Genomic DNA, 11,863 nt, shown 5'->3' with positions numbered 1-11,863 from the left:
ATACAAAATGTCGGGGTCGGCGTAATAGCCGCCCAGCACGGGGTTACGAGTTTCGGTTACACGCACCTGGTATGCGCGCTTAGCCGCGCCTTTGCCAACTGTATACGTCACGGGGCCCTTGCTGAAGTTCTGCGGACCCCTAGGCGTTACGGGCAAGGCAGGGGGTGCTGAGTTGCAAATCGAAGGCTTGCAGGCTGGTGCCGGGCGCTACAACGAAGTTTACCTTGCCGGCGGGCGCTATCCACTACGGTATTGTTCTTCCGAATGGCTGGGTTAGCTGAGTTCAGCAATACGTCGGATGGGTTCATCCAGCGGGCCGCTAAGCGGGCGGCCTCGGCGCTAGTCAGGGGCAGCACCGTGCCGTGGCGCGGGTGGAAATTCATGCTGATGTCCTGGTCTACCACCGTGAAGTTCTGCAAGTCCTGAGTGCGCGTAAACTGGTAGCGGCCACTGGTGTACATGTCGTACATCAGAATGTAGTCGTCGGAGTTGTTGAGCTTGAAGGTGCCCGCACCCTCCACCGGGTTGGTCGTTTGCTGCACGTACTTATCGCGCAGCACGTAGCCCTCCGTCAGCTTGTCAGACACGGCTATCTTGATACCGTTGCCCTGGCCTTCGGTCTTAAAGAATAGGTAGTACTTGCCGTCTTTGGCTACGATATCACCGTCGATGCAGGAGCCATTGGTGGGCGAGAAAAACAACTGCTTCGGCTCACCTTCCAGATCGGTAAAGTCCTTATTGGCGTAGGCGTAATAGATTTTGTCGGGCTCCGAGCCGTACTGCAGGGAAAAATACACAAGGTACTTACCCGCCTTAGCATCATAAATAGTTTGCGGAGCCCACACCCGCTTCAGGTTTTCCTGGCCAGCATAGCGTTTTTGGAAGTTAATGGCGCTGGACTTCCAATTGATTAGGTCGGTAGAGCGCAGCAGCACCATACCCCGGTTTGAACTCCAGCCCTTGGCCGATACCATATCGGTAGCTACCATGTAGAAGGTTTTACCGTCGGCCCCGCGCAGGATATGCGGGTCGCGTACGCCCCCCGTTTCGCTGATGGCGGCCGAGCTGACCACGGGCCGGTTGCCATTCAAGGCGGTGTAGTGGTACCCGTCGGGACTGAGCGCAAAGCGAATGGCCTCTTCCTTTTTATCGTTGCCAGTAAAATACGCAAACAGGTAGGCGCTGTACGGGGTGGCTTTTGGCGGCTTGGCCCCGGCCGAAGTACAAACGCTTAGCAGCAACAGAAACAGGTAAAGCGGGTATTTCATCAAAGAAAGAGATAATCAGTGCGGGTAAGCTGTCAGCAGCACCAAGGCACTGCAAGACTTGCCTCCGCTAAGTTTAATAGGTTTTTCGGTCAGCCACCTACTTGTTTGGCTAGCACATTGGCTTTTGGCCCCGCGGCGCCGCACCTAGTCTACCCACGGCAAGCTAGAAGCTATGCGTTTCAGCAGCAGGGTAGCCTTCGTGAAACGGGTTATGCGCTGGTAAGCTAAACGGATGGCGCTGACGCGGCACCAGCCGGCCGAGTAGGTTCCCACTCCCACCCGACCGGCTTTTAACAGCACGTACTTCACTCACACTGGGCTGGCCTGATTCCCTATATATCAGGCCGTATTCCCATACGTACTGTTACTGGCGCCACGCGTTGCGTATCCTGCCCTGTCTACCGTGAGGAGTAAAAAGCGGCAGGTGTTCTTAGCTTCCTAGGTTACAAGCTGAGTCGTTGCACGGGGCTATATATCAGCTCGTTTACCCCTTGGGTCTTTACTCCTATGCGGGCATACACTACGCCCCGAGTGGCGGCGGGTACGGTAAAGGAGAAGAGTTGAGGCTGGGTAAGATTGCCGAGGTCGGCGCTGGCTTTTCTTACTTGCCCTATCAAGCTGTTGTTGGTATCCACAAATTGGGTAGAGTTGAGGAAAAGCGTTGCCGACTCAATGGTACGCCCGGCCGTAGCCTGGCTAATCAGCGCGCTGGCAGTCACTACGTTGCCCGCGTTAGTGATGGTAGTGTTGCGGATTACGAAGTAGGGCTGAACTGGCACGTCGATGACCGTGTTGCCGCGCACAACCACGTCAATACTATCGGTGTTATTCTGCCAGGGGCCATTGTCGCGCAGGCGCGTCAGCTTGTAGTTGCCATCGAAGAGAGTAGCCGAATAGCTACCATCCTGGGCCACAAACACCTGAATCTTGTTGCGGAGTGCTTCGCCGCGCTGCCACAGTTCTAGTTGCACGCCTCCTTGCCCCCGCACGCCTATGACCTCGTTCTGGAAGGTTACGCGCCCCGTTAGCTGGGACGAAGGGGGGGAGTAGTTGTCTTTTTCGCAGCTAGCGGCCAGTAGTCCTAGCCCAGCCAGCATCGTGATGGTGAATCTTTTCATGAGTGGTGCGGACTATTCGAAGGGGTTGCGAACGACTTTGGGATTGTTGTTGAGAATGCCGTTCCCGATGAAGGTGTAGTAGTTGAATGGCTGGAAGTTGCGCGGCGTACGGTAGCGCGGCGACACCCTTTTCTCAAATACATACTTGCCGTCGCGCGGGTCGCCGGGGCGCACCACGCGGTAAGGAAACAGCACATAGGCCACGGCGTTAGGGTTGTTGCGTTGCCGTTCCAAACCTGGTGCGCAATGCGCCAGCGCTTGAGGTCCCACACGCGGTGATCTTCAAAGGCCAGCTCCACGCGCCGCTCGTTCTGAAGGCGAGCTAAAGTGAGGGTGCTAGTCGTCAGGCTATTAGCAGGAAATCCAGCTCGCTCGCGTACCCGGTTCACATAGGTAACTGCCTCTGCCGTGTTGCCTAGCTCCAGGGCGGCTTCACTGGCGTTGAGCAATACTTCGGCCAGGCGGAAGTGCACCCACCACACGTCGCTACGGATGCCGCGGCTGCTGGTGCCCGCCCCCGAGTCAATGAACTTGCGCAGGTAGAAGCCTGAGTTGGATACCTCTGGCTGGTTAGCCTGTGGCCCCGAGCTGCCGGTCAGAAGCTTGCCGTCGCCGGTGGGGAATGCTGCTCCCCCGTACACGCTGGCCAGGCCGCCCTCAAAGGTTTGATAGGAGTTGCTGGTGGCGTTCCACACTTTTACGCCTGCCTGCAGCTGTACTTCTTGCCCCTTGAAAGTGGAGCCAGGATAAATTATCGTGCCGTAGAGACGGGCGTCCTTGTTGGCGAAAGGACCACTTAGGTTGTCGTAGTAGATGAAGTCAGTACCTGCCGCGTTGCGGATATTCAACTCACCTGAGGCACCATTGAGATACTCGTAGGCTTCCACCAAGTTGAGGATGGGCGAAATGGCCGACGACCCCAGATTGTCTTCACGGATGCCCCGCGCAATGTTGTCGTAGGAAAAGAAGTGTCGGTAGTCCTTGGCGGTCAGGAAGTCTTTCGCCAGATGATTTCCGCGTTAGCGGTTTTCTTCGTGAGAGCCTCGTAGAAGTTTTCACCCAAATTAGGATTGGCGCGGTAGAGCGAGTATGGACCTGCCAGCACTTCCTTAGCCGCGTCGAGCGACTTTTGGTAGTAAGCGTTGGCAAGGTTGGCTGGAATGCCTACTTCGCCGCCGCTGGTTTGGATATTGAGGCCCGACTGCGCATTATACTTGGCAATGGAGGCGGCGTACAGCATGGCACGGCACTTCAGCGCCATAGCCGTGTAGCGGTTGGCGCGCGTAGCACTACCGGCGTTGCCCAGCGTGCCCTTGATGGCATCCAGCTCACTGGCCACGAAATCATACAATTCCGTTTCCTTGCTGCGCGCTACCTGCAGTGGGGTCGTGTCGCCGTTGAAGTTGTACACGAGTTGGGATGTTACCAACGGTACTCCCCCGTAGCGCTTCCCCAGTTCGAAGTACGTGTAGGCCCGTAGAAAGCGAAACTCGGCTTTAAACTGTTCTTTCTGCGCGGAAGTCAGCGCATTGCTGTATTGGTCGAGGCCTTCCAAGGCCAAGTTGATGTCTCGGATGAGGCCGTAATTCCAATTCTCCCAGCGAAAAGCATCGAAGCTGAACAAGTCATTAGGCCCATTACCGTTGCCCGACCACATGGCTTCATCATAGGCAGCAAAATCTGGCCAGCCGGTCCGGCGGCGCGGATTGGCGTTGAAGTCGGCACCCAAATATGTAGTGGTATGGGTGGGTATGCGGTCGTAGTAGTTGGCAAGCAAGCCCGTAATCAGGCCCGGGTCATTCCAGAGCTGCGCATCAAGAATGATGTTGGGGGGAGTACGTTCCAGGAAATCTTTCTGGCAGCTGGTGGTAAGGCCTAACAGTAGCCCGGTGCCCAATGCCAAGGTTTTAAGCGTGTATTTCATTAGTAGGGAGAGGCTTAGAAGGTTACCGAAAGGCCCGTGTTGAGCAGTCGCTGGGGAGGATAGCCCAAGCCGTTGCTGGCTGCTACTTCCGGGTCAATATCGATGTCGTTAAGCGTGCTGAAGGTCAGCAAGTTGGTGGCATTCATATACACCCGCACTCCCGATAGTCCCACTTTGCCAAGCCAGGGCTTAGGTAAGCTATAGGCCAGCTCCAGGTTACGCAGGCGCACGTAGCGCACGGTCTTAATCCAGAAGTCGCTGCGGCGGTTGTAGTTCGCTTGGCCGCCGGCGTCGCGCCGGATGGCCGGGTACTTACCCGGTACCCAGGGGCTGTCAGCGTTGTACGGGTCGGCCCGGTGCCACCGGTCTTCGAGCATGTAAGCGGGTGAGGTGCCGTTGTTCTGGAAAGGAATCAGCAGCTCCCATTCCCGCTGGTAGGTTTGCATACCGGCCCCCACGATGTCGAAGGTGAGAGTAAAGTTCTTGTAGCCCAGGCTGGTGTTGACCCCAAAGGTCACTAGTGGGTTGCCGCCCTGCAGGTAGCCAATGGGGCGCTCATCGAGGTAGTTGATTACCCCGTCGCCGTTCACGTCCTTGTAAATGATGTCGCCGGGCAGCTGGGTACGGTTGCCCTGGCCGTCGTTATCCACCGTGTAATCGGCAATTTCCTGTTGTGATTGGAACTGCCCAATAGCTTGGTAGCCCCAGCCAATATCGCCCCAACGGTTGATGTAGGAACTGCGGTAACGTTCCCAGGAGTTGCCGAAGCGCTGCTTATAAATGTCGAGGTCGAAACGCCGGGCGATGGTAGCGTGCCCACTCACGGAGTACGTAAACCCAGGTGAGGCAGTGCCCGCGTACGTTAGAACGCCTTCAAGGCCTCGCGTCACGTCGGAGTTAAGGTTTTCATTTGGCAAGCCATAGCCCACCTCAAGGGGTATGAGCACATCGTAGCGCGGGGCCGGGAGGCCCTCACGCCGCCGGGCAAAGACGTCGAATGCACCCGACAGCTTCCCTCCCCACAGCCCGAAATCCAGACCAAGGTTGGTAGTTTTGTTGCGCACCCACGAGAGGGTAGTGATGGGCAAGCCGCGCGGACGCACCCCAATGGTATAGTTTCCGTTGAATACGGACGCTCCCGAGCCGAAATCATACCCTTGCTGGTAACTATAGGGAGCTAGGCCTGATGGGTCACTACCCGTGATGCCGTAGCTACCGCGGAGTTTCAGTTCGGTAAGGATGTTCCCAATAGCGTTATTCTTGATGAAGGGCTCCTCTGTAATACGGTAGCCTGCTGTCACGGCGGGAAACAATCCAAAGCGGCTATCCGGCGCGAACAGCCATGAGCCATCGTAGCGGCCCAGGAGTTCAAGTAGGTACTTCTGTTTGTAGTTGTAGCCTACCCTACCGGCATAGCCGGCCCGCGCTACCTCCGAAACCTCATCGTAGAGGTAGTCTTGGTTGGCGAAGTACTGAATGGGAATGGTATTGTTGGGCGGCACCGTGTGCACAATGTTGAACCGGTTGTCGGTATCATAGCGCTCATAGGCCGCCGTAGCCGTTAAGCCATGGTCACCCAGCTGTTTGACATAGGTTAGCTGTATTTGCCCAGACCGCTCAATAATAGCACGGCGGCGCTGCTCCCGCCACGGGTTCTGGTTTCCCCCACCCGGCACCAAATCGTAGGTTTGCGTAGTGGGATTATACCGGTAGCCATTATAGGTGTACTCGAAGCCGTTGAACGTGTTGGTGGTGTAGTTATAAGAGCCAGTAGCGCGCACGCTCAAGCCGAAGTCAAAGTCATACTGCCCGTACAGGTTCATCTTTCCCGCCCGCCAGTCGTCATCATTGTACCCCGTAATGGACTCCTTATAGGTGGCCGGGTTGACGTTGATGTTGTGCGTTTGGTTGACGTAGTTCGGGTTGTCGTTGGCGTAGGGCGACTCGGTGGGCCACATCGAGAACACGCTCAAAAACGGGTTGAAATAGTCGTCGAGGCCCGGTACGCCGGCCGTATGGCGGAACTCTGTGCGCCCATAGAGCTGGGTGCCCAGCCGCAGACGCGGGGTAACCTTGGCCTCCAAGTTTGCCTGAATATTGTAGCGCTTGAAGTAGTTATCTTCAATAAGCGCCTTCTGATCGAGGTAGCTGCCCGACAGGTAGTACGACATGTTGTCGGTGGCTCCCGACACGTTGCCGTTCACGTAGTACTGAGGCACGTTGGGCCGGAATACCATGTCGTAGTAATCGTAGCTTTTGTAAGCCGGGTCGGAGGCGGTGCGCCACTTTTCCAGTTCCTCCGCCGTCAGGACGGTACCTTTTACGGGGTCAACTACAGGGTTTGGCGCCCGGCGCTCCACTTGGGCCCGGTTCTGCTCGGCTTCCACCAAGCCGCGCTGGTGCTGGTAGGCATTGGCCGGGTGAGGATATTGGGTGAAGTTTTGCTGGCCGTAGTAGCCGTTGATGTTGACAACGGGCTTGCCCAGTTTACCACGCTTGGTGGTCACCAGAATTACGCCGTTGGAGGCCCGCATACCATAGATTGCCGCCGAAGCATCCTTCAGTACGGAAATGCTTTCGATATCACTCAGCCCCAAGTTGTTAAACTGACCTTCTTCTGACTGAATTCCGTCAATGACATAGAGCGGGGAGCCCATGTTGCGAATTTGAATGCTTGTACCGCTGCCGGGGCGGGCATCGCCCTGGCGGGCGGTGAGGCCCGGAATGCGGCCCACCAAGCGCTAGTAGCTGCCACGGCCGGGGTACGAACCAATTCCTCGTTGGTGATCTGGCCCACGGCCCCCGTCACGGTAGCGCGCGACTGCGTGCCGTAGCCAACCACGACCACGCCGCCCAGCGACGTATCTTCGACTTCTAGCTTTATTGCCATGCGCGCCCCAGGTGTGGCAGTAACCTCCTGCTTCTTAAAGCCTACGAAGGATATTGCGAGCATCGCATTTGCGTCTGGCACCAGTATCCGGAAGCGCCCCTGCTCGTCGGTAACAGTGCCTTTTGAGGTTCCTTTCAGGACCACGTTGACGCCAGGCAAGGGTTCACCTTTGGTATCAGTTACGGCACCTAGTATTTCAATTTCAGCTTGCTGAAGCGCTGTAGCCGACGTTTCAGCACGGAGCGACAGAGGGCCAACGGCACCTAGCACGGTACCAACCGAAGCACACCATGTTAGGGGTACCAGCGCCCGCCGGGCCATGGCAGGCCCCGCAGCAGTACGTAATTTTTTTCTCATATAGTGGGATTTTATGGAGGGTTACACAATCGTTTGTGCAAGCCCGTAGGGGGTAGGAGTATCGTTCGAAAAGCAGTGCAGCCAAAAGCAGGCTTACCAAGTGGAGAGAAATACGACTGGTTGCCAGGGCTTCGCAAGGCGGGCGAAGACTTATGACGCAGGTAGTCGTACTAAACTGTAGGCGAAAGAGCAGGTACTAAAAGCAGCGGGTATCCTGTGCAGAATCAGCAGGGAGCGTGGCGGCAAATAGCGCAGCTAAACCAAGCGCGCCCCCATTACGGTAGACCGACTGGAGAGGGGATATTTCACTGTAGCCAATGGGTACATGAGTGACCGATAAGCATGGCTAAAAGTACTCTAGTCAGCAGAAGCTAAAGGGGATAATTTCGCCGAAAAAGAGGGGTAATCTCGACAACAGTCTGCAACAGCTGCCTAGCGAATTACCTTATATGAGCTAACCAAGGCAGTTTCTATTGCAGATTTAGATAGTGTAGCACAACATGACCCCAATGCACTTCGTCAGTGGCAACACTACTATAGAAAGCGCTTCTATTGCTTGCCATCCATCCATTTTGAAAGGCGCCCAGAGTTGGGGCAAGTACGATGTCTAGTGAATCCAATCGCTCTAAGAGGTCAAAACCCACCGTTTGACACGACTTAAGAGAGAGAATTTTTAGGCAAAAAAGAGGGAAGAATTCTTTATAAATCTTCCTAAAGAATGTCCTGTCTCTGCTAAAATATTTCTCCTTTAGGCAGCACTCTTCGTTGATTCAGACTACTACTGACCTGCCGTGATATGAGGACACATACCAAAAATGCTCCCAATAGTGTCTAGTTGATTCTGGAATTACCCCAATTTCATTTCCCTAGGTGCCTGAAGTCTACTAAAGAGTGGGCACTCACTTTTAGCGCTTTTTATGCAAACGATATCAGTGGTCAGGAGGCAACGTGCCTCTCTCATAATTATAGCTTGAGGTATATTGCATGAACGGGCATCCTATCCTCTCTGCATCGTACCAAAGCATAAGAGATACCCACCTTGTACATCTAGTTGTAAGTAAAAGCTCTAGGTTACGTCAGTTAGACAATGGTGAATTGTTTGACGGAAAAGCTAGGGCCGCCGCTTTACGCGCACAGCAGGACGTGTAGCAGGCAGCTTGATTATCAAAGGCAAACGGGTTGTATCACTCACCGTTATTTCGGTAAGCAGATAAGCGGGTAAGTCAAATCGTAGCGCATGGCTGCCTGCCCCTAAGCCCTCCAAGACAAATGCTCCGTCGGCATTCGTGCTTGTAGTGAACGTAGTGCCGGGCACCCAAACGCTTACCCCCGCTAATGGGTGCAGCTCAGTATCTACTACCCGACCGCTAAGTACCGTCTGCTTTGAGGTGGTTTGGGCGCTACTTGGTGTTGAGATGAGTAAGCTATTCAGTAGCATAAGGCTACCTGAAATAAACCCAGCAGTAGTAGAACGATTTCGCATGCGGTTTACTCTTTCGAAAATTTAGAATTAGTACTCTTCTTGCTACTAATCCAGCAGCTGGAATACAATGGGTAGGGTGTAGGCTACGCGCACGGGACGACCATTTATGCGGCCAGGTACCCACCAGGGCATAATGCGAACTAGGCGAAGAGCTTCCTCATCGAGACCAGCGCCTAGGCCTCGCACCACTTGCGGGTCCCGCAGCCGTCCTTCTTCATCCACTACGAAGCTGACTAGTACCTTGCCGGAAATGTTGAGTTGCTGAGCTTCGAGCGGGTATTGTTGTTTTGCGCGTAGGAACTTAAGTAATGCTGGGGCGCCGCCAGTAAAGGAGGGCATTTCGTCGGCAGCATAATAGACTGTGGGCGCTACCGAAGATGCCGCCGGGGTGGCTTTCGATGCATTAGCCGCGGCACTTGGAGCCGCGTAGCTCTTAGCAGCTAGAGATTGTGCCGCCACACCCGAGGCAGTCAGCACGAGCGAAAGTAAGAGCGTGCAAGTAGGAAGCATCGAAGAGAATATGATTTAGCTATGTAAACCTACTGCAACGCCTGAGCTTACGCATCGCGGCCACATCACCTTATCGTTATGGTTGTGTTACGAACGTAGGCCGTGCACACTGTTCATGCACCATATATTAAGGTTTATCAATATGCATTCAGCACATCGTACAGTGCGTAAGACATTGCGTGATGTGCTGAACTTTCACCTGAGCGGAATAGCTATAAGCTATTATGGGTATAAGGACCGATAAGTAAACCTTATCAGTCGTTGAAGTAAAAGCGACATAGTGCCTGTTTCTCGCGCTGCTACACCTTATATATACGGCTACCGAAAGTCAGCTGCCCGTCATCACCTCGCCACCTACCGCGCAGGTGCCGGCTCACCTGCTTGAATCTACCCACCAATACATCGCCTCGAACCTTCGCGGGGCAGCTAACACAGTGCGTACCTACCCTGGAGATTGAAAGCACTTCACGGCCTAGTTTTGACGAAGCGCTGATGATTATCAGATTACCCGGATTTACAAGTTGTGTTCACATTCTCGTTGTTTCGTCCTGACACGCCCTTAAGTGTGCTTGCTCACCTCTATCACATATGTTGATGGCAATTATTTTAGGTAGCCAAGAGGTATGCCCCCTAGGCGAACCCACACAACTTGCGCATTATCTTCCTTAACCAGGCTTTCATCCTATCCTCCGTTGCTATGACGCCGCACGAAACCCTATTCGCAGTGGTGAGCCACTTCGTCACGTTGTCCCCCACCGAGGAAGCCTTGTTAGAACAGTTATTCGTGGCTGAACAGGTGCCCAAGGGCGGCTTTTTTCTGCGCCCAGGCGAGGTGAGCCGCAAGGTCGCTTTCATCGTGGAAGGCGTGTTTCACAACTTTCGTAGCCGCGACGGGCAGGAGCACAGCTTCTACTTTGGCCGCGAGCGGGAGTTCATCGGCGACTATAGTAGCTTTTTGCCGGCTCAACCCGCCGTGCACGCTATCCAAGCCCTAGAGCCCGCACGGCTGCTCTCCATCTCCTACGACAACCTGCAGCGCCTCTACCGGGAGGTCCAGCAGGGGGAGCGGTTTGGACGCTTGGTGGCCGAGATGCTGTTCGTAGATGTGCTGGGGCAGTTGACTTCGTTTTATGAGGAGACGCCCGAGGAGCGTTACGCCCGCTTCGTGCGCACCTACCCCGACCTGCTCCAGCGCATTCCTCAGTACTACATCGCCTCCTACGTAGGCGTGAAGCCTCAGTCGCTGAGCCGCATTCGGGGTCGAGCTATCTTATAAAGCCGCAAGGCATTTATGCACTTGAGTGAATGACTGGCTGGTCTGGGCGGCTGCACCTTTGTCAGGTACTTAACCCCTAACCTCCTCGTCATGACACGACGCAACATCACCCGCGGGCTCAGCCTGTTCCTCGGCCTGGGCATGGTCTTCATCGGTACTCGGTTTCTGCTGGCCCCCCGCCTCGGGGCCGAAGGCTACGGCGTATTTCTGCCCCCCGCCGATGTACAGTACTCCTTCCACTACGCTAAAGGCATCCGCGACGTCTTCTCGGGCCTGCTACTGGCCATTTTCTCCGGCCTGGGCTACGACCGTCCGTTGGCCTGGGTCGCACTGCTGGGCGCGCTAATTCCCAGCGTGGACCTGGCCATCGTGCTGGCTCAACCCACCGGCTCACTGGCGCTGGCCCTGCGCACGTGGTTGCCATTGTGCTGCTGCTGGGGCTGACGGTGTCGCTCTTTAGCTTGGCCCGGCCCGCGGCTTCCTCCAACTAAACTGTCCAGGGCAGCCTTTACTCGTCAACCAAAAGCATTTGTAATCAATAGGTGATGGTTTGGGCCGCAAAGCACCCGCTGCTTGCTCTACTTGTCCATTCACCTGGTATTAGTATTCAGCATCATTTTTTATCCTTCCTTCTCATGAAACAAATCACGAAGCGGCTGTACCAACTCAGCCTGGGGGCTGTCAATGCCTTCCTACTAGAAGACGATGGCCTAACGCTGGTCGACACCGGCCTGCCCGGCAGCACGGATAAAATCTTCGCTGCCCTGCGGGCAGCAGGAAAGAACCCGGCCGACATTAAGCACATCATCCTCACTCACCTGCACGCCGACCATAGCGGCAGTGCCGCCGAGATTCAGCGCCAGACCAACGCCCGCGTGTACGCCCACCACACGGATGCGCCTTTGCTGGAACAAGGCGTCAGCAGCCGGCCGCTGGCGCTCACCCCAGGCTTGGTGAATAAGCTCATCTACCACGTTATTATTAAGGGGCCCATTACGAGCGTGGCGCCCGTGGCGGTGGACGAGACGCTGAGCGAC

At 55.3% G+C, this 11,863-nt stretch carries 10 protein-coding genes and 1 pseudogene; 3 read left to right on the top strand and 8 right to left on the bottom strand.

Annotated elements, in window-relative coordinates; genetic code table 11:
- Positions 1-146 precede the first annotated feature (146 nt).
- From VI25_RS21385 to VI25_RS21360, 8 genes and pseudogenes are all read right to left on the bottom strand, one after another.
- Entirely contained in the window at positions 147-1,268 is a 1,122-nt protein-coding gene (locus VI25_RS21385; protein ID WP_082455769.1) for a glycoside hydrolase family 43 protein, read from the bottom strand.
- Positions 1,269-1,711: 443 nt separating this feature from the next.
- Positions 1,712-2,386 carry a DUF3823 domain-containing protein gene (locus VI25_RS21380; RefSeq protein ID WP_045690640.1) on the bottom strand — a complete coding sequence of 225 codons (675 nt, stop codon included), beginning with the start codon at positions 2,384-2,386 and terminating at the stop codon, positions 1,712-1,714.
- Complete coding sequence (locus VI25_RS28715) at positions 2,383-3,309, bottom strand: RagB/SusD family nutrient uptake outer membrane protein (protein ID WP_410503455.1); 927 nt, start codon at positions 3,307-3,309, stop codon at positions 2,383-2,385. Before VI25_RS28715 ends, VI25_RS21380 begins: the two co-directional genes overlap by 4 nt.
- Before the next feature lie 65 nt (positions 3,310-3,374).
- Complete coding sequence (locus VI25_RS28710) at positions 3,375-4,310, bottom strand: RagB/SusD family nutrient uptake outer membrane protein (protein ID WP_316934398.1); 936 nt, start codon at positions 4,308-4,310, stop codon at positions 3,375-3,377.
- A 14-nt stretch (positions 4,311-4,324) separates the two neighbouring features.
- The gene (locus VI25_RS21370; protein ID WP_236705186.1) at positions 4,325-7,045 is read right to left on the bottom strand and encodes a SusC/RagA family TonB-linked outer membrane protein; all 2,721 of its coding nucleotides are present in this window, start codon (positions 7,043-7,045) and stop codon (positions 4,325-4,327) included.
- 164 nt (positions 7,046-7,209) lie between these two features.
- Positions 7,210-7,521, bottom strand: a pseudogene (locus tag VI25_RS27380) (carboxypeptidase-like regulatory domain-containing protein); the annotation flags it as partial.
- Between the two features lie 1,147 nt (positions 7,522-8,668).
- Positions 8,669-9,040: a carboxypeptidase-like regulatory domain-containing protein gene (locus VI25_RS21365; protein WP_082455767.1), complete on the bottom strand. Its 372-nt coding sequence runs from the start codon at positions 9,038-9,040 to the stop codon at positions 8,669-8,671.
- Between the two features lie 45 nt (positions 9,041-9,085).
- Complete coding sequence (locus VI25_RS21360; RefSeq protein ID WP_052695601.1) at positions 9,086-9,517, bottom strand: energy transducer TonB; 432 nt, start codon at positions 9,515-9,517, stop codon at positions 9,086-9,088.
- 730 nt (positions 9,518-10,247) lie between these two features.
- On the opposite strand from VI25_RS21360, the gene VI25_RS21355 reads away from it, so the two are divergent.
- The 3 genes from VI25_RS21355 to VI25_RS21345 form a co-directional block, all read left to right on the top strand.
- The gene (locus VI25_RS21355; protein WP_045690218.1) at positions 10,248-10,826 is read left to right on the top strand and encodes a Crp/Fnr family transcriptional regulator; all 579 of its coding nucleotides are present in this window, start codon (positions 10,248-10,250) and stop codon (positions 10,824-10,826) included.
- 90 nt (positions 10,827-10,916) lie between these two features.
- A complete protein-coding gene (locus VI25_RS21350) occupies positions 10,917-11,270 on the top strand; it encodes a DUF4267 domain-containing protein (RefSeq protein WP_055562856.1) in 354 nt (117 codons plus the stop codon).
- Between the two features lie 191 nt (positions 11,271-11,461).
- On the top strand, positions 11,462-11,863 hold a 402-nt coding region (locus tag VI25_RS21345; RefSeq protein ID WP_045690216.1), incomplete at its 3' end, for an MBL fold metallo-hydrolase.

The sequence above is a fragment of the Hymenobacter sp. AT01-02 genome (assembly GCF_000961955.2).
GTDB classification, from domain to species: domain Bacteria; phylum Bacteroidota; class Bacteroidia; order Cytophagales; family Hymenobacteraceae; genus Hymenobacter; species Hymenobacter mucosus.
Note: the sequence above shows the minus strand (reverse complement) of the source record. Positions and strands in the feature narration are given on the sequence as shown.